Raw genomic sequence first — 20,605 nt, forward strand, 5'->3', positions numbered from 1 at the left:
GCACCGCACACGCGTTTCAGGGCTTGTTTTCGAGGCCCGCGAGGTGATCTAGCATCTCGCGGCCAATCGTATTCTCGCCGCGCGAAACCAGCGCTTCGCCCGCACCGCGAATGTCGCGCGCTTCCTTGTTCTGTCCCAGCTTGCGCTTGCCCACGAGACGCGTGATCTCGATCTCCAGCCCGACGATGGCTTTGAGCATGGTGTCGAGGTAGTCAGTGGGCGCGTCGCCCATCTTCCACGGCTTCGGCTCGTCCGCTTCGTGCGTGCGTGTGAGACGCGCGACCACGCCGCGCACGAACTTCTCGTCGTCCCGAATGCGGATGCGGCCATGCGCGTGCACGACCACGTAGTTCCAGGTGGGCACCTGGCGATGCGTTTCGTGTTTGCTGGGATACCACGTCGGCGAAATGTAGGCGTCGCCTGCGCGAAAAATGGCGAGCACTTCGTCGCCGTCCTTGACGTCCTGCCAGAGCGGATTCGCGCGCGCGACATGCGCGTGCAGCGTGCCAAACCTGCCCTCATTCGCAAGGAGTTCGAAGGGAATGTGATTGGCGTCCAGACCGCTCGCGCCCTGCGTGACCAGCGTGCCGAACGGATGCTGCGCAATCAGCGCATGCAGGACTTCGGGGCGGGATTCGTCGAAATGGGCGGGGACGTACATGGCGGCTCCACGATGCGGTGCGCGGGTGAGGAAGCCATGATTGTCGCGCTAAAGCGCATCTGGTTGTAGAGCCAGCGCCGTACGCGAATGGGGAACCAGAACAGGTGCCGCCCTAGCCCGCCAGCTCGACCTCGACGCGCTGCAACGCCCGGAACGGCTCCAGCGCCTCCTCGCTCGCGCTCGCCGAGGTAATCAGCCGCCAGTCGCGCTCCAGCGGCGTCCAGTGCTGCTGACGCGCGCGTCCGAGTTTGTCCGAATCCGCCAGCACGATCACCTGCGCCGCGCGCCGGATCATGCAGTCCTTAAGCGATGCCTGCTGCGCGCTCGCTTCGCACAGGCCGAATTCCGCCACCACGCCGTCCGCGCCCAGAAATGCCGTGTCCACGCTCACGCGCGAGAGCAGCAGTTCAGCAAGCGGCCCGAGCGTGCTCATGCTGGAGCTACGCAGATCGCCGCCCAGCAGCGTGACTTCGATGCCCGGTGCGTTGGCGAGCGTGGTCACGGCCAGCAAGTTGTTGGTGATGACGTGAAGATCGCTGCGCGTGAGCAGATGGCGCGCGAGCGCCGCGCAGGTGGTGCCGCCATCGAGCATGACGGTGTCGCCGTCACGCACGTGCGCGGCCGCCGCCAGCGCGATCCGTTCTTTCTGCTCGCGCTGCGCCGCCTTGCGCTCTTCGAGCGAGGCCTCCGGCTCGTGCACGCCGACCAGCGCGGTCGCGCCGCCATAGGTGCGCACGAGGCGGCGCTGCTTGTGCAGCACGGCCAGATCGCGGCGGATGGTGGCCTCCGACACGCCTAGCGCCTCCGTCAACTGTTCGACGTTGGCCTCGCGCGTTTGCACGAGTTCGAGGATGGCGCGGTGACGGTCGGACGCTTTCATTACTTTAGGTCGAGCAGAAAATAGGGCTAAACGGACCCGGCGATCTTACACGATGACGCCCCCGGTCCTGCCCCTTCACCGATCAACGGCGCGTGGCCAGTTCCGCGCCCTGGCGCAGTGCTTCGAGCATGCTGCCTTCGTCCACCACGCCCTTGCCCGCGATATCGAACGCCGTGCCGTGATCGACCGACGTGCGGATCACTTCGAGACCCACGGTCACGTTCACGCCCGCTTCGAGGCCCAGCACCTTGACCGGACCGTGGCCCTGATCGTGATACATCGCCACCACGAGGTCGAAGTCGCCGCGTCCCGCGCGGAAGAACAGCGTGTCGGCGGGCAGCGGGCCGGTCACGTCGAGGCCGCGCTCCTGCAGCAACTTGACCGCCGGAATGATCTTCTCTTCCTCTTCGCCGTAGCCGAACAGGCCGTTTTCACCCGCATGCGGATTGATGCCGCACACGCCGATGCGCGGCTTCGCAATGCCCGCCTTCACCAGCGTGGCGTTGCCGCGCTCGATCGTGCGCTGCACGAGGCCCGGCTCGATCTTGCGGATCGCGTCGATGATGCCGATGTGCGTCGTCACGTGAATCACGCGCAGTTGCGGCGCGACCAGCATCATCGACACTTCGTCGACGCCCGTGAGATGCGCGAGCATTTCCGTGTGGCCCGGATACTTGTGGCCGCCAGCGTGCAGCGCTTCCTTGTTGAGCGGCGCCGTGCAGATGGCGTCGATCTGCTTGCTCTGCGCGAGTTCGACCGCCCGCGCGATGTACTGATACGCCGCATCGCCCGCAAGCGCCGACAATTCGCCGAAGGGCAGATCGTCGGGAATCAGGTTCAGGTCGATCACGTCGATGGTGCCCTGCTCGTAGCGCGCTTCGGACGGATCGTTCACGCGGCGCACCGCGAGCGTCAGCCCGCAGATGGCGATGGCCTGTTCGAGCCGGCGCGCGTCGCCGATCACGACGGGGCGGCACTGCGCGTAGACATTCGCGTGCGTGAGACTTTTCGCGACCACCTCGGGGCCGACGCCGGCGGCGTCGCCCATCGTGATGCCGATGACGGGGATATAGGTGCTCATAAATTCCTCAAAGGTGCTGAACTGGCGTCGGCGCGCGCCTTGATGTCGAACGGCAAGGCCGCGCGCGCCGGACGCGCTTATGTCGGGTTGTGTTCCGTGCGGCGATCCGTGCCGCGAATGTCGTCGATATTGCGCAGGTGCCGCCATGCGGCATACAACGCTTCGTCGGTGCCGAACGCGCCCGCCTTGGTGACGACGGCCGGGCGATGCGCGGTGTCATGCGATTGCGTATGCGGGCGCGCCACGGCTACGCCCGCCTCGATCTCCGTGATCAGGCGCAGGCTGCCGATGCCCGCCGCATCGAGCATCGCGCGCGCGGTTTCGCCGCCCGTCGCGATCAGGCCGCCGAGCCGCGCGAAATGCGGCGCGACCAGCGCGGCCAGCATCGCCGAAAGTTGTGCGCCTTCGGCGGGATCGAACGCGTCATCGCGACCGATGCGCAGCAGCAGATCGGCGTGCTGCCGGGTGCCCAGGATCGCGCCGATCTCTTCGCCCCATCGCGTCCACTGCGCGTGCGCGTGACCGGCACGCAGCACTTCGGGCGGCACGATGAGTTCGGCCAGCGCCACGCGCTCGCGCAGCACGGCGCATTGCCGCTCGCCCACGGCGGACAGGCTGCCGACCAGCACGAGAATCGGGCCAGGCGCGCTTGCGCCCGCGTCGTCGGCTTCGGCTGCGTTGGCACGCGGCGCATCGAGCGTCGCCAGTTCGCGTGCGAGTCCGCCTGAGCCGACCCAGAAAAACGCGCTCTGGAGTTCGAGCGTCGCGCGCGCCAGCGCTTGCAGATCGGCGGCGCTCTGGGCATCGACGATCAGTGCCTGCGCGCCTTCCGGCCCTTCCGCCGCAATCAGCGCGGCGCGGCGCGCGAGCGCGCGCGGCTCGTTGTGCAGCAGCGCCGCGTCGAAGCGCTCGCTCTTGAGACCGGCGCTCGCGAGCATGGCGGCCATATCGGCGTGGCGGCCCGCATGTTCGAGCTGCCAGGTGTCCGTCTGCTCAAGCGGTACGCCGTGCACGAGCAGCGCGCCGCCGCGCACCGTGCGGCCGGTGGCCGGAAACGCGGGCGCGACGATCGCCAGTCCGGCGCGCGCCTGCAAGCCCGCCACCTCGGCGGCCCAGTTGCCGCGCAACGTCGAATCGATCTTCTTGTAGAGACGGCGGCCGTGACCGAGCGCGACGAACGCCTGCGCGGTGCGCTCAGCGGCGTCGGCGGGCGTGAGGCGGCGCGTGTCGGTGTCGGCGGCGATCACGTCGGCATCGTGCGGCGCCGACTCCATCTGCGCCCCCGACGCGTCGAGCGTCACCACCGTGCGATGGCCCGCGTTCGCAAAGCCGATCGCGCAATCGGCGGCGCCCGAAAGATCGTCGGCGATGATCAGCAACTTCATGGGGCGACCCTCTTGCCTTCGCAGGATTGCGCGGAGTTCTGCGTGCGGTGTGCATCGCGTTTTGCTTCGCGCGCCTGCGCCCGCTTCGCGACCCACGCCGTGAGCACCGGCGACGCGATCGCCGTCACCACCACGCAGGCCGCTACCAGCAGCGTCGCGCTCTGCGCGGCGTGTTCGTAGACTGGATTGGCCGCTGCGACCAGCGCCGGCACCGCCGCCGCGTTACCCGCCGTATTGGCAGCCGCCACACCAGCCACGCCCGTGCCACCCGTCACGCGATCGGCGAAATAAAGCGGAATACCCGTGACGATCACCACGCCGATACCCAGACCGATACCGAGCAAACCCGCCTGCCAGACCTTATGCAGATCGAGGCCCGCGCCCAGCGCGAGCGCGAAGAACGGAATCATCACCGGCACGGCGCGCGCGAGAAAGGCGCGCATCTCGCGGTCCAGATTGCCCAGCAGCATGCCCGCGCACAGCGGCAGGATGCTGCCCACCAGCGTCTGCCACGGAAACGCCGACAGTCCCGCCACGCCCATCGTCACCATGGTGAGGAACGGGCCCGACTCCAGCGACATGATGGTGTACGCGCCCACATCCTCCGAGCGACCGTATTGGCCCATCAGCGCCATATAGAGGCCGCCGTTGGTGTCGTTCATGGCGGCGACCACGGCCAGCGTGGAAAGACCCGCGAACAAGCCAGAAGCGATTGGCTGCTCGCCGATCAGATGGCCCATCAGGATCCCCACCACGATGGCCGCGCCCACCTTGGTCGCGAACAGCGCGCCGCCCTTCTTGAGCAGATACGGCGTGGCTTTCACGTCGATGCTCGCGCCCATGCAGACGTAGAACACCGCGAGGATCGGCAGCGCGCCGGTGAAAAGTGCGTTCGTGAACGAGCCGAAGAATTTCGGCAGGCCGGGCAGGAAGGTCGCAATCAGCGAACCGGCCAGCAGCGGCACGATCATCATGCCGCCGGGAACGCGCTCGATCGCGCGCTTGATGGGAATCTGAGCCATGGGAGTCTCCTCAATGATGATCCGACCGGCGCACGCCTTGGACCGGCGTGATCGCTCTGGGGATTTTGATCGGTTTGCTCACTGTTTTGATTGAAACGATCATGACGGAGTGTAAACGCGCGCAGCGGAATGCGCAATTCGATCATCAATTTGATTGAAACGATCAAAATGGGGACGATTGGCAGCCGTGCGCGGGCGGCACGGCGCACGGCTGCGCGCTCGATCCGTCGAAGTCGATATCATTAGTCAGACGAAATCAGGCTCGCGGCGCTGCATCTCCCGGCGCTGCCCGAACCCATCCCGCAGGTCACGATGAACGCCGCCCATAACGAACGAGACCACACGCCACGACCCACCAACCATCCCGAGTATGTGATCCGCGACAACGCCGTGGTGCGTCTGTGGCGCAATCTGCCGCTCTGGACCAAAGAGGAAGCGCCGCTGCCCATTGAGCGTCCGCAGGATTTTCGCTGCATCCGCGGTCGCTGGTTCACCGACGGCGTGCATGTGATCGTGCAGGCCCAGCAGGGCTCGGCCATTGCGCGCGAGTATTACTACCGCATCGAGGACGCCGATATCGCCACGTTCGCGGTGCTCAACGAGCGTTACGCGCGCGACGCGCACCAGGCGTACTTCATCACCAATCGCACGATCCGCACGCGCAGCCCGCATGCGTTTCGCCCGCTCGACTTCGAGCGCTGGTACGAACGCGACGACGGCACGCTCTTCACGCAGTTGCGCCCGCACGAGTATTACGCCGTCGATCAGGAATCGATCTATATGAATGGCCGGCGCATCGCCGGTTCCGATGGCGCGAGCGCGGCCGGTTTCGAAGGCGGCTATGCCGTCGATGCGCAGCGCGTCTATTACTACGGCAAGCCCACCGACATCGACCGGGAGAGCTTCGTGAGCGGTCCGCTCGATGGCAGGCTGCGCTTCACGGACCGGATCGGGCCGATCAACCACGGCAAACGCATGACCGCGCTCGAACATCGCCAGATCGAGGAGTGGAATGCGTTTTTCATGACACGTCCGGATCTTCAGGACTACTGGTGGCATCGCCTGCGCAGACGCACGGACGCTCCGGCGGTGATCTACGACGGCCTGCGCCTCGCGGGCCTCGATCCGGCAAGCTTCGCCACCCACACGTTCCGCTACGGCCCCGGCTGGGAGGCGCGCGGCACGGCGTGCGGCGACGCCTTCGGCATCCACTGGCTGCACCGCTACAGCGAACACAACGCCCGCCTCGAACGCATTTCCGGTCAGCCGGTCACCGCGCTACGCGAACTGGGCACGCACTATTTCACCGATGGCGCGGTGGTGTTCTATTCGCCCAATCACTATCAGACGCCGACGCCGCTGCGCCGCGTGTCGCCCGACACGTTTCGCGTGCTCGACGCGGGTTGGGCCGGCGACGGCAGCCGCGCTTTTTACCTGGGCGTGGAGAAGAAAGGGGTGAATGCGGCGCAACTGCACATCGACGGCAGCTATGCGTGGGATGGAGCGAGGGTGTTCTATCACGGCACGCCGCTCGTCGTCGACGTGCCGCACGAGCAACTGGTGGTGCCTCACGCGGGATTCCTGCGCGCGGGCGACAAGCTGTTCGCCGGGCGTCGTCCGATTTCGGCGCGGCGCGTGCATCTGCCGTCGCTCGAATTCATGGGCGACGACTACGCGCGCGACGAGCGCAAGGTCTACTTGATCTACTTCCCGAGGCTGATCGAGATTGTGGGCGCCGATGCGGCCACGTTCCGCGTCATCGGGCCGGGCGAGGCCTGCGACGCGAATCGACGTTACGACACGAACGCGCTGCGCGGCGCGGTCGATCCAGACACCTGATCCGCGCCCTCCAGCAGTTCGAACAACCGCGCGACGCGCCGGCGCTGTGTGGCGACGAGATCGTAAGTCGCCTCCAGCGCGCGCAGACGCTTCTTCCAGTATTCGGCGTCGATGCCGCGCGGCGTGCGCGCAGACTGCGCGCGGCTCATGTACTGCACCATGCGCTCGACGTGGTCGAGCTCGGCGTCCGCCAGGATGGCCGGCAACAGATTGCCGGTTCGTGGGACATCGGGTTTGGGTATGGCACTCATTGTTTGCTCGCTTTTTATTGCCGCAGCGTGTCTGTCCGGATTGCCCGGCGGATCGTGCGGATAAAAGCGCATGCGTGGGCCGACACTCCCCCGGACCCGTCCCGCAGCGCGATGTTTGATCGGCACGCCTTGCAATGTTTTTAGCGCCGATAGTCGATCCCTGTCTTCCTATGACAATAGCCGCGTTCGCATGGGCTCCTTGACCATGCGTCTCAGTTTGCAAACCGGAAAATATTCGGGGATCTATCGTCGACTTGAAGTTGTTCGGCCAGCCCGAACGCCTGGTTGAGTAAACTGTTTGCGCACGCAACGACCCGAATGGATTTGGGCCTGCGTACCGTGTCGAAATCCCGCTGTTTCCTATTCCGCAATGGATTCATTCGTCAGGCGGAACAAAGTCCGGGCGAATTCGCCTGGCCTTCGCGTATACCCCGAAAACACAGGCGTTGCGCGCGTTTTCCCTTTTTGAATCAACGTGTCGCATGCCTTGAAAATCGAATTAAGGGGTTTTTGTCGGGTTTTTTTCGGGTTGCCTCACCTGGTGCGCGCTTCTAGAATCAGAACGATCTAAAAACAGCGCCGCGCCCCGCGCGCAACCAGGCGCCCATATAAAGAGACTCAGGAAAGCATCAGGAGGGACGATTCATGACGACCGCGCAACACGCGCACTATCGAGCGCTCGCATGACGCCACCGAGGGAGAGACATACCAACATGGACGACATGCTGACGACATCGGCGCAAACCGTACTCGCCGATATTTGCACGCCGCAATTCGTGCGCGGGGTGGAACTGACCCAGGACCGGCGCGCCGGACGCGAACTCTGGCGACAACTCGAAGCGCTCGGCCTGCTCGACGCGCTCGTGCCGCAAAACCAGGGCGGCGCGGATCTGCCGCTCGCGCAGGCGGCGGGCGTGCTGTTCGCGTTCGGCCAGCACGCGCTGCCGCTGCCCGCCGCGCACACCATGATCGCGCGCCATCTGCTTGCGGCTGCCCACGTGCCCGCGCCGCGCGGCCCCATCGCCCTGGCGATCGCCGATGCGACCCAGCGCGCGGCTTTCGTGCCCTACGGTCAGGTCGCCGACGCCGTGGTGGTGGAAACGTCCACCGGCACCTGGCTCGTGCCGCTCAAATCGGCGTGCGTGGAAAAGCACGGCGACGGCCTCGACGCCACGGTGCGCTTCGACACGCGCACGGCGCAGCCGCTGCCCGCGCGCGGTATCGCCGAACTCGGCGCCATCGTGACTGCCGCCACCATGGCGGGCGCGATGCAGCGCGTGCTCGACATCAGCACGGCCTATGTGAACGGACACGCGCCCGCCAGCCGTACGTGCAGCACCTTTCTCGCGCTGGAGCGCCAGTTGAGCGTGATGGCGGGGCACGTCGCCGCAACGCGCGTGGCCGCCGAGCAAGGCTGCGCCGCGCATCGCAGCGGCGAGCAACGGATTGCCAGCGCCATCGCCAAAGCACGCGCAAGCCGGGCGGCTCCGCTGGTGGCCAATGGCGCGCATGGGCTGATGAGCAAGATGTGCAACGCCGAGAAGGTTGATCTTCAGCTCTTCACGCGACGGTTGCACGCGCAACGTCTTCAGTATGGATCGGAGTCCTTCTGGGATGAGGTTGTGGTCGGTACGCATGCGCGCGATCAGCGCTGCGTGGTCGATAACGACGTGGTGGGGATTTTCGATGCGCTCGACGAGGTGGCAACGCTGGGGCACTGAGGTATTGAGCCATTGAGGCTTCGCCAAACGACAAAGCCCAAGGTCTTGCCTTGGGCTTTGTCGTTTCTTGCACGTCCTGCTTGAGGCTTAGGATGCCGCTCGCAACGTGCGGCCCGGCACGCGTATTACTGCTGGATCGTCGCGTTCTTCATCTGCTCCGCGGTGAACTGAGCCGCCGCCTTCTGCAGGGCCATTGCCTGCAACTGCTGCTTCACCGTCTCCCTGGCCTGCTCGTAAGGCGGGATCTGCGTCGGGCGCTTCGCATCGAGCTTGAGGATCACCCAGACGTTGCCAAGATGAACCGGTTGCGGCGAGATGCCGCCAACCGGCAACTGCGCGATGGCCTGCGCGAGCGGCAACGGCACCCCTTGCGTCTTGCCTTCGGTCACCGGCACCGGATAGCTCACCCACGGCATCAGCCCGCCGTCGGCCTTCGTCGGCGCGACGCTGTATTGTTTGGCCAACGCGTCGAACGCCTGACCCGACTTCGCTTTGGCAAGCACCTGCTTCGCCGTCGTTTCGTCCGTTACCGCGATGACGCGCGGCTGGAATTCGTTCTTGCCGAGCGATGCGGCAAGCGCGTCGTAACGCGCCTTCACCTGATCGTCAGTGACCTGATCGGCATGGACGTTGTCCTTCAGATACAACTGGATTTCCGTGGCCACCCTGGCATCGGCCGTTGTTGCCTGCTGCACTTGCGGCTTCGTGTCGTAGTGGGCCTTTACCGCCGCCTGACGGAACACCTCGCGCGCGATCAACTCTTCCTTGAGCGCCTGACGCATCTGCAGCGAATCGGGCTGGCCGGTTTTCGCCGATACCTCACGCACCGCGGCATCGAGTTGACTCTGCGGCACCGCCACGCCGTTGACGACGGCGATCGCGCCTGCCGGGAGCGTTGATGCGGCCGCATCGGCAGCCTGCGCGGACGACGCCAGCGCCACAGAAGCAAAAGCCGTCAGGCAGAACGCGCGGATCGCGGTGTTGAATCGGAACATGGGTACACCTTTATGGGAAAACCGCTAAAAATTCCAGTTAACCGTGCCGAGGGCAAGCGTTGCACGCGGGCCTCTTGATGCAGGTCGACAAAGTTGTCTGCGGCGCTCCGGATCGAAAGCCGATATCACTGCTTTGCGATTCGGGCGCCGCGTGGAGGGCGTGGCCGTGAGCCGCCTTCTCCGCGTCAGAACGCGAACGCTTCAGCCCGCGCCAAGCTCACAAACGGCCCATTCAACGTGCGGTTGTGGTGCGCAATCATGGCGCGCGCATCCATTTCAGGCGTATCGACGGTGGTGTGCGCATCTTCGATCAGCACCGCGCGCAACCCCAGGTCGAGCGCCGCGCGGCAGGTCGTATCGACGCAATATTCCGTTTTCATACCCGCGATCGCCAGTTCGTTCACGCCGGCATCGGCAAGCCATTGTCTGAGTTCCGTGCCGATAAAACAGTTGGGCCGCGTTTTCACGAAGACGGTATCGCGCGCGGCATCCACATCGAGCCCGCTCACCAGCTTCGTGAGTTCGCTATCGGGCGCAAGGGGCGAACCGGCCGGCCCGGTGTGGCGCGCGGCATAGACCGGCGCACCGGCTTCGCGTGCGCGGGCAATCAGTGCATTGATATTGGCGAGAACACGCGCGCCTTGATAAGGCGGCGGATTGCCGTTGAACAGTCCAACCTGCATATCGACGATCAACAGCGCGCGTCGGCTCGAAGCACGGGCTTGCATGGCGTTTCTCCTTGTCATGACGACGGTGATGCCCGATTGGCGCCGGTGCGGACTGGAGAAACGACAAGGCCCCGTCCGTTACCGGCGGGGCCTTGTGGCAGATACGAATGAACCGACTGAACCGTACTCGCGTATCGACCTCACGACCCGCCAGAAGCGGTCGTGGTGGTCGTAGTCGTGCATGCGATGCGGTGCAGGTTCATGCCGACGATGATGCAGGACTCGGGCGATTTGCGTCAACCCATCAGGCCGTCGTTCGATCCCCAAAGTCCGGATTTCGCTGAAATAACTCACAACGCATACCGTTCGGATAGCGGCAAAGCGTCGCGCTTTCCAAAAAATGAGCCTGTCGTCTTAAAAAAATTGTTCTAGCGCAAAGGTCGAGGCTAGAATGCCGGCTTTGCCGCGCGGTACACCGTGTTAACCCGTAGTACCGCCCTCATCCCGAAGAAGGAATCCGACATGAAAGACCCACTCGCCCGCGACCGCGAGAGCGCTGCCCGCGCCGACGAGGCGGCCGATTCATCCACCGAAAATACGCTCGTCAGCGCGCTTGCACGGGGTATCCGGATTCTGCAGTGCTTTTCGATGGGGGCGTCGGAGCTTTCAGCGCGCGAGCTGGTGGAGCGCACCGGCTTGCCCAAGCCCACCGCCCTGCGGCTCATCAACACGCTGTGCGAATTCGGTCTGCTGCGCCATTCGGAGCGCATTTCGAAGTACGTGCTGGGCACGGAGATGCTGAGCCTCGCCGCGCCCGCGCTCGGTCGCATGACGGTGCGCCAGATCGCGCGCCCGATGATGCAGGAACTGGCCGATTACTGTCAGGGCCAGGTCAAGCTCGCGGTGGGTCATCGCATGAATCTGGCTTACTCGGAAGTGATCCAGGGGGCGGGCAGTTCGGTGTATCGCGCGGAGATTGGCACGCGGGTCTCGCTGTCGCGCACGGCTGCGGGCCGCGCGTATCTGTGGGCCGTGCCGCCCGCATCGCGCGAGCAATATCTGCAGGACACGCTCGCGCTCGATCGCGCCAAGGGCGAGTTGCTCGCGCAACGCATCACGCAGGCGCAGCAGCAGCTACGCGAGATCGGCTGCACGGTGTCATACGGCGATATGCAGCGCGAGATTCACTCGGTGGCGATTCCGCTGGCCTCGCCCATTGACGACGAGTACTGGGTGTTCAGCTGTTCGATTGCCGTGTTCAATCTCAACGGCAACCAGTTGATCGACGATATCGCCCCGCGTCTGATGTCGCTCGTGCGCCGTGTGGAGACATCGCTGGGCAGCATGAGCGGCGCCGCGCACTACGCGGAAACGCGCCCGTGGGCGCTGGCAACGGCCTGAGCCCGCCTGACTCTGACTGAGCAAATCAAGCCCGGCCGTCGCAAGCAGCGCGGCCGCGCTTCGTCCGCTAGACCCGGCAACCCGGTTAGCCCGGATATCCCGGTTAGCCCGCTGCGACCGCAGCAGCAGCCGCCGCCGACACCGGCGAACCCGACAGCCTCAGCTTGCCGCTGGCCACCAGCTGCGCGAGCGGCACGGGACGGCCCAGCAGGAAGCCCTGCACCTCATCGCAGCCTTCGCCTGCCAGCAGGTCGAGCTGATCCTGCGTCTCGATGCCTTCCGCCAGCACGGGAATCCCCAGACTCTTGCCCAGCGCCAGCACCGCGCGGATGATCGCCGTCGCCTGGCGGCTCGATTCGGCTTCGCTGACGAACGACTGATCGAGCTTGATCTTGTCGAACGGGAACGAGCGCAGCGTATCCAGCGACGAATACCCCGTGCCGAAATCGTCGAGCGCCAGGCTCACGCCCAGCGCCTTGATGCGCTGGAGCGTTTCGAGCGAGCGCTCGCGGTCGGCGAAGATGGTCGATTCGGTCAGTTCGAGTTCGAGGCGCGAAGACGGCAGGCCGGTTTGCTCCAGCACTTCGGCGACCAGCGAGGGCAGATCCGCGTGTGCAAACTGCACCGCCGAAAGATTCACGGCCACCTTGCACGGCGGCTGCCATGTGACGGCACGCGAGCAGGCCTCGCGCAACACCCAGGCGCCGATCGCGAGGATCAGCCCGTTTTCTTCGGCCAACGGAATGAACACGCCCGGCGAGATAAAGCCCTGGCGCGGATGCTCCCAGCGCAGCAGCGCCTCATAGCCGCAGATTTCACCGCTTGCGATCGAGGTCTGCACCTGGTAGTGCACGCTCAACTGTCCGCGCGACAGCGCATCGCGCAGATCGGCCGCCAGCGAGCGGCGCGCGCGCGCCGTCTCGTCCATCTTCGGCTCGTAGAAGCACACCGAGCGCGTGGGATCCGCCTTCGCGCGATACATCGCGAGATCGGCGTTATTGATGAGTACGGTCTTGCTGGTGGCGTCGTCTGGATAGATCGCGACGCCCATGCTGGCGCCCGAATTCACTTCCCAGTCGTCATAGCGGATCGGGCGGAACAGCGCCGTCTCCAGCCGGTTCAGGAAGTCGTCGAGCGCTTCGCGTTGCGAAAAGCGACGCAGCGCCACGAATTCGTCGCCGCCCACGCGCGCGACGAATTCATCCTCGCGCACGAGGCTCTTGAAACGCAGCGCCAGAATACGCAGCACTTCGTCGCCCGCGTGGTGGCCGCGCAGGTCGTTGATGTCCTTGAAGCGGTTCAGGTCGATGCCCACCAGCGCCAGCTTGCCGCCGTGCGCCGCGGTGCGGGCCACTTCGGTGTCGAGGCGATCGTTGAAGCCCGCCCGGTTAGGCAGACCGGTGAGCATGTCGGAGAGCGCCATCGTGCGCAGATGCTCGACCGATTCGGCGCGCACGCTATCGTCCAGCAGGTAGCTCACGAGGCCCGCACCCGCAATGATGAAGGCCATGCCCGCCACTGCCAGTGCCAGCGCCTGGAGCGCGGCTGGGTTGGCGACATGCGGGTCGATCGCGAGCGGTTCAATCTCGAACGCGCACATGCCGATGAAGTGAAGCGTAGCGATGGCGGTGGCCAGCAGCCCCGCCACCGTGGCCACCTGCGCGCGCGTGCCCATCACGCTGCCGCCGATGTTCGCCGCGCCCGGCTTGCGCGAAGCCTGATCGAAGGCGAGCGCGCCGAACACGACCGAGAACACGATCGACACCACCAGATATGGCCGGCTCCACATGACGATGCCTTCGACGCGATAGGCCGTCATGCCGGTGTAGTGCATCAGCGAGATCGCCAGCCCGACCAGCGCGCCGCCGATCGCGGGCGCGGCGCGCGTCCAGCCACTGCACGCCACGAAGATGCCAAGGAAGCTGCCCACCAGCGCGATGAGCAGCGACACGATGGTCAGCACCGGATCGAAGGTCACGGGCACGCCCGGTTCATAGCCGAGCATCGCCACGAAGTGCGTGCACCAGATCGCGACCGCCGCCGTGGTAGCCGCGAGGAACTGCCAGCCCGCGCGCTGCATGCCGAGCGTGGCGAACGCGCGCCGCACGAGGCGCGCCGTCACCCACGAACCCGCGCCGCAGATCAGCACGGCCACGATGACGAGCCACGGATTGTGCTTGTTGACGATGCAGCCCAGCACGTTCATCACGGGAAGGCCTCCTTAAAGCCTGGATTCATGAGCGACTTCTTTTGCTACGGTAATTTTTTCAGCCAGCTTCGCGGGCGGCTCGCCCGGTTCGCGCGCAGGGGCGCGACGATATCACGGCGCAGCGCCGCCGCGCCGCGCTATCGAACCGAAGCGCCAGCCAATGTCGAAACGGGAAGATCGGGACGGACAGGTCTCGCGCGACGCGCACGAGGCCCGTACGCCAGTCTACGGCACCTATGTCGCATAACTTTATAAAGCCCTTTTTTATTCGAGTATTTGCAAACGTTTCACCGAAATATTTCGGCAAATTGCGCGGATTTTTGGGAATTTGCGGCAGAAAACGTCAAGGGTTGGCACTGCGTGCGCGTCGTCGGCGGAAAAAAGCCGCGCGGCTTCGCACGGCTTTCCATCTTCGTGGCTGAGAGGGTCTAGCGATAGTCCAGCGTGCTATCGACCTTCGTGATTTTCCAGACGCCTGCGATCTTGCGCATGAAGACCACGACGCCGGTTTGGCTCTTCGAACCGAACATGACCGGGACGACCGCCACGTCGCCCAGCATGGCAACCTGCCGCGGCGCGATGTGGCTCAACCAGTCCTGATCGTCCTCATCCTGAGTCTTGGTGAAGTAATCCACATCTTCCGGCAAGCGATTATGCCGATAGTCGCTTCGCAATTTGTTGACCGTATCCTTTGCGACATACTCGAAGATACCTTCCTTTAGCAACGGAAAGGTCAGGTCCGATCCCGTTTTGATGTACCACGTATAAAACTGGCTCACCCTGGCTTCGGGCGAATCGGCTGCGCCGGATGCGAAAACATTGGAGCTGAACGCAAACGCGAAAAGGGCGAGTATTGAGAGAAGACGCTTCATGGAAGATCAATTGTGGCGATAGATTTTGTACGGCGGATGCGCTGTGCGATATGCCGGACCCGGATAAAAGCCTTCAGCGCCGGGCTGTTGCTTAAAATCGGATATCCAGATGGTCCCATTGAATCGCGCGCCGGACGTATTTTGCACAATGTCCCGTGCTACCAGCCTGAGCGTGATTAAACGCATAGGTTGCCGCGCTGGCGCCAGCGTATGCCATTTGAATCAATCCTTTTAAATCAATCCGAAAGCCGGTCTGTTTATCAGATTTAAAGAAAAAATGTGCTGTCGGTGCTCAGAGGTTTCACGCCCTTCATGGCATGTTTCGGCCTGGCCGCGCGGCTATCCCGCTCGAATTGCACTTCTTCATTAAAATCGGGCTCCGTATCAATCCGATGCCGGGAGTGCGAGCATGCCGCGTGTTCTTGCTATGTCTGGATCGAGTTTCCTTCTTGCCCGCTTTATGCGGCGCGCGCTGTGCCTCGCCGTCCTGCTCGCCGCTCCCCTGCTTTGCGCCCACGCCGATGAATCCGCCGCAGTGGTCACCCGCCCCGCGCCCTGGCACGTCGGCCTGGGTTCGCGCGTCGTTCATCCCGCCGTCGAGCGCAACTGGCGCGGCGCAACGACGCGGCAACTGCTCACCCAGGTCTGGTATCCCGTCGCGCCCGGCACACCGGAAACGCCGCGCGAAATTGGCCGACCCGGCGACCCGATATTCCGCGGCCAGCCCGTCGCCAGCGACGCCTCGCTGGCCGGCGATGCAGGCACGCGCTTTCCACTCGTGCTGCTATCGCACGGCACGGGCGGCAGCGCCAACGATCAGGACTGGCTAGCCAGCGCGCTTGCTGCGCACGGCTATATCGTCGCGGCCGTCAATCATCCGGGCAATAACGAACTCGAACCGCTCACGCGTGAAGGCTTCCTGCTCTGGTGGGAACGCGCGACCGATCTGAGCAACGTGCTCGACGCTTTATTGGCCGATCCGCAGCTCGGGCCGCATATCGACGCCACGCGTATTGGCGCGGCCGGGTTTTCGCTGGGCGGCTACACCGTGCTGGCACTCGCGGGCGCGCGCACGGACGTCAATGCCCTGGAGGCGTTCTGCCGTTCGCCGCAGGCCGATGCGATCTGCCATCCGCCTGAAGCGAAGCGCCTGGCCGGCGCGTCAAGCGACGCGAGCGGCGCAAGCGCCCCGCACCCACCGCCCACGCCCGAAATGCGCGCCTCGTTCGCCCGCTCGGGCGATTCGTACCGCGACGCCCGCGTGCGGGCCGTGTTCGCAATTGCGCCCGCGCTGGGCGAAGCCTTCGACGCCGATGCCTTCAAGTCCGTGTCGATTCCTGTCGCCCTGCTCGCGGGCACCGCCGATATCACTGTGCCGCCCGACACCAACGTGCGCCGCATCGCGGGCTTTTTGCCCCAGGCGAGCCTCACGATGGTGCCGGGCGCTTCGCACTACACCTTCCTCGACACCTGCCTGCCTGTTGCCGCCGAGCGCCTGGCGCGCATCTGCAAGGATGGTCCGGGCGTGGACCGGGACGCCGTGCATGCGCTCGCGGCGAGTGAAGCGCTGGCGTTCTTCAACCGTCACCTGGCGAAGCCGTGAGCGGCTAAGGGATCAAAGCGGACTCAGATCACCGCTCAGATCACCGAGTCAGACGGCGCGAGCGTCACGCGCGTGGCCAGCGCGCTGAGCGCAATCGCGTGGATCATCTGGCTGACCGTGGTGCAGGCGTCGCTGAGCACGGTGACTTTCTTGTAGTCGTCGGCGCGGCGGGACAGCGCCGTATGCGTCACGCAGTTCTGCGTCATCATCCCGCACAGGATCAGCTCGTCGACGCCCAGACGCTGCAAGGTGTCGTGCAACGTGGTGCGCTCGAAGGCATCCGCGAACTGCTTGACGACCACGGGCGCATCGGGCGCGGCCGCCTGGATGCGCGCATGCGTTTCGACGCCCACGGTGCCCGCGTTGAAGAACGGCGCATTGCCTTTGGCGGCGTCGGCGACGTGCTGGACGTGGATCACCGGGATACCCTTCACCTGCGCACGGCCGATGGCGCGCTCGACCACGGCGAGCGTGGCGTCGGCGTTCCAGAGTTCGAACGCGCCGCCGGGGAAATAGTCGTTCTGGAGGTCGATGACGATCAGCGCGGGTTGGCTCATGCAAATGCTCCTGGTCTTTAAGTAGGCGTGCGGAATGTACGCGCCGATCAGTCTACGCGAGCCTGACGCGCGTGATGGTTTCAGGGTGCGATCGTATCGGCTGGCTCAGTAAAAACCCAATAGTACGACCGTACTATTTTAGTGTAGGCTGGCGCTCTCACTCGTCACCTTCTTCGCGAGACCGCCTGCCATGTCGCTGATCTTCTCCCGCCGTGACCTGAATTTCCTGCTCTACGAATGGCTCGACGTCGAGCGTCTCACGCGTATCGCGCGCTACGCCGACCATTCGCGCGAGACCTTCGACGCCGCGCTGGACACCTGCGAGAAGATCGCCACCGACCTGTTCGCGCCGCACAACAAGAAGAACGATCAGCACGAGCCGCATTTCGATGGCGAGACCGTCACCATCATTCCCGAAGTCAAGACCGCGCTGAAGGCCTTCTGCGAAGCCGGGCTGATGGCGGCAGGCCAGGACTACGAATACGGCGGCATGCAGTTGCCGCTGGTGGTCGAGAAAGCCGGCTTTGCCTGGTTCAAGGCCGCCAACGTGGGATCGAGCGCCTACCCGTTTCTGACCATCGGCAATGCGAACCTGCTGCTCGCGCACGGCAGCGAAAAGCAGATCGAGACCTTCGTGAAGCCCGAACTGGAAGGGCGCTACTTCGGCACGATGTGTCTCTCGGAACCGCAGGCGGGTTCTTCGCTATCCGATGTGGCGACGCGCGCCGACTACCAGGGCGAATCGCCACTGGGCGCGCAGTATCGTCTGCGCGGCAACAAAATGTGGATTTCGGGCGGTGAGCACGAGCTGTCGGAAAACATCGTGCATCTGGTGCTCGCGAAGATTCCGGGCCCGGATGGCAAATTGATTCCCGGCGTGAAGGGCATCTCGCTCTTCGTGGTGCCGAAATACCTCGTCAACGAGGACGGCACGCGCGGCGAGCACAATGACGTGGTGCTCGCGGGCCTCAATCACAAGATGGGGTATCGCGGCACCACCAACTGTCTGCTCAATTTCGGCGAAGGCACGAAGTACACGCCGGGCGGCCGCGCGGGCGCCATCGGCTATCTGGTGGGCGAGCCGCACAAGGGCCTCGCCTATATGTTCCATATGATGAACGAGGCGCGCATTGGCGTAGGTCTGGGCGCGACGATGCTCGGCTACACCGGCTATCTGCACGCGCTCGACTATGCGCGCAATCGTCCGCAGGGGCGCGGCATGGGCGCGGCGGGCAAGGATCCGGCATCGCCGCAAATCAAGCTGGTCGAGCACGCGGACGTGCGCCGCATGCTGCTCGCGCAAAAGAGCTATGTGGAAGGCGCGCTTGCGCTCACGCTGTGGTGCGCGAAGCTCGTGGACGAAGCCCGCGCCATTGACGACGATGCCGCGCGCGAACCGCTTACGCTGTTGCTCGATTTGCTCACGCCGATTGCCAAAAGCTGGCCGTCGCAATGGTGCCTCGCCGCTAACGACCTCGCGATTCAGGTGCATGGCGGCTACGGTTACACGCGCGAATACAACGTCGAGCAGTTCTATCGCGACAACCGCCTTAATCCGATTCACGAAGGCACGCACGGCATTCAGGGCCTCGATCTGCTCGGCCGCAAGGTGACGATCAAGGACGGCGCGGCGCTCAAACTGTTCGCGCAGCGCGTACAGGCCACGCTCGACCGCGCCCGTTCGAATGGCGATGCGCAGGACGCAGCGCATGCGCGCGCGCTGGAAGCGGCGCTTGGACGGCTGGTGGAAGTCACGCGCGCGCTGTGGGCGGCGGGCGATCCGAATGTGACGCTCGCGAATGCTTCGGTGTACCTGGAAGCGTTCGGTCACGTTGTCGTCGCGTGGATCTGGCTTGAGCAGGCGCTGGCCGCACGCGCGGCGCTCAAGCACGTGCAAGGCGACGACGCCGACTTCTATCGCGGCAAGCTGGCAGCGGCGACTTACTTCTTTGCGTGGGAATTGCCGAAGACGTCCGCGCAATTCGATCTGCTGACCTCGCTCGATCGCACCACACTCGACATGCAGGACGCGTGGTTCTGAACGCGCTTTTTCGCCGATAGAAAAACGGCGCGATGTCCATTCAAGGACATCGCGCCGTTATCGATTTTGCGCTGTGTCTTAGCGGTGGTTAGCCACCTTGCTTCTCGAAGCGCCTCAGCAATTCATTGCCGCGCGAGTTGGCCGAATCGAGCGCCTGCTGCGGCGTCTTGCTGCCCGTCCACACCTGCTCCAGTTCCTCATCCACCACCGTGCGGATCTGCGGCATGTTGCCCAGACGCAGGCCCTTGGTGTAAGGCAGCGGCGGCTTGTTGAGCATCTGCTTCGTGGCGGTATCGGCGCCCGGATGTGCAGCATAAAAGCCCTGCTTGCGCGCGAGATCGTAGGCGGCGGTCGTCACGGGCAGATAACCCGTATCCTCGTGCCATTTCGCAGCGACAGCGGGCGAAGTCAGATACGCCAGAAACTTCGCGACGCCCTTATAGACCTCAGGGTTCTTGCCCGCCAGCACCCACAGGCTCGCCCCGCCGATGATGGCATTCTGCGGCGCGCCTTTCACGCTCGGGTCGTACGGCATCATGCCGGTGCCGAACTGGAATTTCGCGTACTTCTGCACATTCGCAAACGCGCCCGACGAGCCCATCATGATGCCGCAATCGCCGCTATAGAACTTGGCCGTGGCCTCATCCTTGCGTCCCACATACGTGAACGTGCCGTCCTTCGCCATCTTCTGCAGAAAGGCGATATGCGCGACCTGCAAGGGCTTGTTGATTTCCAGTTCCGCGTCCGCGCCATCGAAACCATTATTGCGCGTCGCGATCGGCGCGGCTTGCCAGGCACTGTAGTTCTCGATCTGGATCCAGCCTTGCCAGCCGGTCGTAAAGCCGCAATTCAGGCCCGCGGCCTTGAGTTTCGCGGCATCGGCGGCGACTTCGGGCCAGGTTTTCGGCGGTGCGTCGGGATTCAGGCCGGCCTTTTTGAACGCGTCGCGATTGTAGTAAAGCAGCGGCGTGGAGCTATTGAATGGCATCGAGACGAGATGACCTGTTTTCGCATCGCCGTAATAGCTCGCAATGGTCGGCACGAAGGCTTTTTCGTCGAACGGCACGCCCGCGTTCTTCATCACGTCATAGACGGGAACGACGGCTTTTTTCGCCTGCATCATGGTTGCCGTGCCTACTTCGTAGACCTGAAGGATGGCGGGCGCGTCGCCGCTGCGATAAGCGGCGATACCGGCTGCGAGCGTTTGATCATAGGTGCCCTTGAAAACCGGCACGATCTTGTATTCGCTTTGCGAGGCGTTGAACTGCTGGGCGATTTCGTTCACGCGCTCGCCCAGTTCCGATTCCATCGCGTGCCAGAACTGGATTTCGGTGGGCGCTGCCTGCGCCACCTGTGCCGCCTGCATGCCGGATGCGAACAGCATCGTGGCGCTCAGGACGCGCAGCGCGCCCCGCAGCG

The 20,605-nt window shown here is 64.5% G+C and carries 17 protein-coding genes; 5 read left to right on the forward strand and 12 right to left on the reverse strand.

Going from position 1 to position 20,605, the window contains the following annotated elements; all coding sequences use genetic code 11:
- Window positions 1-16: 16 nt before the first annotated feature.
- From F3J17_RS21020 to F3J17_RS21040, 5 genes are all read right to left on the reverse strand, one after another.
- Complete coding sequence (locus F3J17_RS21020; RefSeq protein ID WP_167063083.1) at window positions 17-661, reverse strand: FMN-binding negative transcriptional regulator; 645 nt, start codon at window positions 659-661, stop codon at window positions 17-19.
- Between the two features lie 112 nt (window positions 662-773).
- Window positions 774-1,541 carry a DeoR/GlpR family DNA-binding transcription regulator gene (locus F3J17_RS21025; RefSeq protein ID WP_167063086.1) on the reverse strand — a complete coding sequence of 256 codons (768 nt, stop codon included), beginning with the start codon at window positions 1,539-1,541 and terminating at the stop codon, window positions 774-776.
- 82 nt (window positions 1,542-1,623) lie between these two features.
- On the reverse strand, window positions 1,624-2,622 hold the full coding sequence (gene pdxA / locus F3J17_RS21030; RefSeq protein ID WP_167063089.1) for a 4-hydroxythreonine-4-phosphate dehydrogenase PdxA: 999 nt from the start codon (window positions 2,620-2,622) through the stop codon (window positions 1,624-1,626).
- A gap of 77 nt (window positions 2,623-2,699) precedes the next feature.
- Complete coding sequence (locus F3J17_RS21035) at window positions 2,700-4,007, reverse strand: four-carbon acid sugar kinase family protein (RefSeq protein WP_167063092.1); 1,308 nt, start codon at window positions 4,005-4,007, stop codon at window positions 2,700-2,702.
- Window positions 4,004-5,029 carry a 2-keto-3-deoxygluconate permease gene (locus tag F3J17_RS21040; RefSeq protein ID WP_167063095.1) on the reverse strand — a complete coding sequence of 342 codons (1,026 nt, stop codon included), beginning with the start codon at window positions 5,027-5,029 and terminating at the stop codon, window positions 4,004-4,006. Before F3J17_RS21040 ends, F3J17_RS21035 begins: the two co-directional genes overlap by 4 nt.
- Before the next feature lie 312 nt (window positions 5,030-5,341).
- On the opposite strand from F3J17_RS21040, the gene F3J17_RS21045 reads away from it, so the two are divergent.
- On the forward strand, window positions 5,342-6,868 hold the full coding sequence (locus F3J17_RS21045; protein WP_167063098.1) for a DKNYY domain-containing protein: 1,527 nt from the start codon (window positions 5,342-5,344) through the stop codon (window positions 6,866-6,868).
- Here the strand turns inward: F3J17_RS21045 and F3J17_RS21050 are convergent.
- A complete protein-coding gene (locus F3J17_RS21050) occupies window positions 6,823-7,119 on the reverse strand; it encodes a hypothetical protein (RefSeq protein WP_167063101.1) in 297 nt (98 codons plus the stop codon). The two genes, F3J17_RS21045 and F3J17_RS21050, sit on opposite strands and share 46 nt — an antisense overlap.
- Before the next feature lie 713 nt (window positions 7,120-7,832).
- On the opposite strand from F3J17_RS21050, the gene F3J17_RS21055 reads away from it, so the two are divergent.
- A complete protein-coding gene (locus tag F3J17_RS21055; RefSeq protein ID WP_167063104.1) occupies window positions 7,833-8,840 on the forward strand; it encodes an acyl-CoA dehydrogenase family protein in 1,008 nt (335 codons plus the stop codon).
- Window positions 8,841-8,965: 125 nt separating this feature from the next.
- Here the strand turns inward: F3J17_RS21055 and F3J17_RS21060 are convergent, their stop codons facing one another.
- On the reverse strand, window positions 8,966-9,835 hold the full coding sequence (locus F3J17_RS21060) for a peptidylprolyl isomerase (protein WP_167063107.1): 870 nt from the start codon (window positions 9,833-9,835) through the stop codon (window positions 8,966-8,968).
- Window positions 9,836-10,020: 185 nt separating this feature from the next.
- The gene (locus F3J17_RS21065; RefSeq protein ID WP_167063110.1) at window positions 10,021-10,563 is read right to left on the reverse strand and encodes a cysteine hydrolase family protein; all 543 of its coding nucleotides are present in this window, start codon (window positions 10,561-10,563) and stop codon (window positions 10,021-10,023) included.
- 462 nt (window positions 10,564-11,025) lie between these two features.
- Here F3J17_RS21065 and F3J17_RS21070 point away from each other — a divergent pair, with 462 nt between their 5' ends.
- Window positions 11,026-11,904: a helix-turn-helix domain-containing protein gene (locus F3J17_RS21070; protein ID WP_167063114.1), complete on the forward strand. Its 879-nt coding sequence runs from the start codon at window positions 11,026-11,028 to the stop codon at window positions 11,902-11,904.
- Between the two features lie 103 nt (window positions 11,905-12,007).
- Here F3J17_RS21070 and F3J17_RS21075 read toward each other — a convergent pair whose 3' ends face one another.
- A complete protein-coding gene (locus tag F3J17_RS21075) occupies window positions 12,008-14,110 on the reverse strand; it encodes an EAL domain-containing protein (protein WP_205194894.1) in 2,103 nt (700 codons plus the stop codon).
- 431 nt (window positions 14,111-14,541) lie between these two features.
- Window positions 14,542-14,985: a DUF3828 domain-containing protein gene (locus F3J17_RS21080; protein WP_167063121.1), complete on the reverse strand. Its 444-nt coding sequence runs from the start codon at window positions 14,983-14,985 to the stop codon at window positions 14,542-14,544.
- A gap of 409 nt (window positions 14,986-15,394) precedes the next feature.
- On the opposite strand from F3J17_RS21080, the gene F3J17_RS21085 reads away from it, so the two are divergent.
- Window positions 15,395-16,588: an alpha/beta hydrolase gene (locus F3J17_RS21085; RefSeq protein WP_240161092.1), complete on the forward strand. Its 1,194-nt coding sequence runs from the start codon at window positions 15,395-15,397 to the stop codon at window positions 16,586-16,588.
- 35 nt (window positions 16,589-16,623) lie between these two features.
- Here F3J17_RS21085 and F3J17_RS21090 read toward each other — a convergent pair whose 3' ends face one another.
- Window positions 16,624-17,145 carry a cysteine hydrolase family protein gene (locus tag F3J17_RS21090; protein ID WP_167063126.1) on the reverse strand — a complete coding sequence of 174 codons (522 nt, stop codon included), beginning with the start codon at window positions 17,143-17,145 and terminating at the stop codon, window positions 16,624-16,626.
- 190 nt (window positions 17,146-17,335) lie between these two features.
- Between F3J17_RS21090 and F3J17_RS21095 the strand changes: the two genes are divergently transcribed.
- Window positions 17,336-19,186, forward strand: a complete 1,851-nt coding sequence (locus F3J17_RS21095; RefSeq protein ID WP_167063129.1) for an acyl-CoA dehydrogenase — start codon at window positions 17,336-17,338, stop codon at window positions 19,184-19,186.
- An 88-nt stretch (window positions 19,187-19,274) separates the two neighbouring features.
- Here the strand turns inward: F3J17_RS21095 and ugpB are convergent, their stop codons facing one another.
- On the reverse strand, window positions 19,275-20,570 hold the full coding sequence (gene ugpB / locus F3J17_RS21100; RefSeq protein ID WP_167063392.1) for a sn-glycerol-3-phosphate ABC transporter substrate-binding protein UgpB: 1,296 nt from the start codon (window positions 20,568-20,570) through the stop codon (window positions 19,275-19,277).
- Window positions 20,571-20,605: the final 35 nt, after the last annotated feature.

Source organism: Burkholderia sp. Ax-1719, from assembly GCF_011753055.1.
GTDB lineage: Bacteria > Pseudomonadota > Gammaproteobacteria > Burkholderiales > Burkholderiaceae > Paraburkholderia.

Excerpts from the sequence above, each read along its gene's own strand:
- F3J17_RS21020 (WP_167063083.1), bottom strand. The coding sequence starts at position 661 with ATGTACGTCCCCGCCCATTTCGACGAATCCCGCCCCGAAGTCCTGCAT.
- F3J17_RS21025 (WP_167063086.1), bottom strand. The coding sequence starts at position 1,541 with ATGAAAGCGTCCGACCGTCACCGCGCCATCCTCGAACTCGTGCAAACG.
- pdxA (WP_167063089.1), bottom strand. The coding sequence starts at position 2,622 with ATGAGCACCTATATCCCCGTCATCGGCATCACGATGGGCGACGCCGCC.
- F3J17_RS21035 (WP_167063092.1), bottom strand. The coding sequence starts at position 4,007 with ATGAAGTTGCTGATCATCGCCGACGATCTTTCGGGCGCCGCCGATTGC.
- F3J17_RS21040 (WP_167063095.1), bottom strand. The coding sequence starts at position 5,029 with ATGGCTCAGATTCCCATCAAGCGCGCGATCGAGCGCGTTCCCGGCGGC.
- F3J17_RS21045 (WP_167063098.1), top strand. The coding sequence starts at position 5,342 with ATGAACGCCGCCCATAACGAACGAGACCACACGCCACGACCCACCAAC.
- F3J17_RS21050 (WP_167063101.1), bottom strand. The coding sequence starts at position 7,119 with ATGAGTGCCATACCCAAACCCGATGTCCCACGAACCGGCAATCTGTTG.
- F3J17_RS21055 (WP_167063104.1), top strand. The coding sequence starts at position 7,833 with ATGGACGACATGCTGACGACATCGGCGCAAACCGTACTCGCCGATATT.
- F3J17_RS21060 (WP_167063107.1), bottom strand. The coding sequence starts at position 9,835 with ATGTTCCGATTCAACACCGCGATCCGCGCGTTCTGCCTGACGGCTTTT.
- F3J17_RS21065 (WP_167063110.1), bottom strand. The coding sequence starts at position 10,563 with ATGCAAGCCCGTGCTTCGAGCCGACGCGCGCTGTTGATCGTCGATATG.
- F3J17_RS21070 (WP_167063114.1), top strand. The coding sequence starts at position 11,026 with ATGAAAGACCCACTCGCCCGCGACCGCGAGAGCGCTGCCCGCGCCGAC.
- F3J17_RS21075 (WP_205194894.1), bottom strand. The coding sequence starts at position 14,110 with ATGAACGTGCTGGGCTGCATCGTCAACAAGCACAATCCGTGGCTCGTC.
- F3J17_RS21080 (WP_167063121.1), bottom strand. The coding sequence starts at position 14,985 with ATGAAGCGTCTTCTCTCAATACTCGCCCTTTTCGCGTTTGCGTTCAGC.
- F3J17_RS21085 (WP_240161092.1), top strand. The coding sequence starts at position 15,395 with ATGCCGCGTGTTCTTGCTATGTCTGGATCGAGTTTCCTTCTTGCCCGC.
- F3J17_RS21090 (WP_167063126.1), bottom strand. The coding sequence starts at position 17,145 with ATGAGCCAACCCGCGCTGATCGTCATCGACCTCCAGAACGACTATTTC.
- F3J17_RS21095 (WP_167063129.1), top strand. The coding sequence starts at position 17,336 with ATGTCGCTGATCTTCTCCCGCCGTGACCTGAATTTCCTGCTCTACGAA.
- ugpB (WP_167063392.1), bottom strand. The coding sequence starts at position 20,570 with ATGCTGTTCGCATCCGGCATGCAGGCGGCACAGGTGGCGCAGGCAGCG.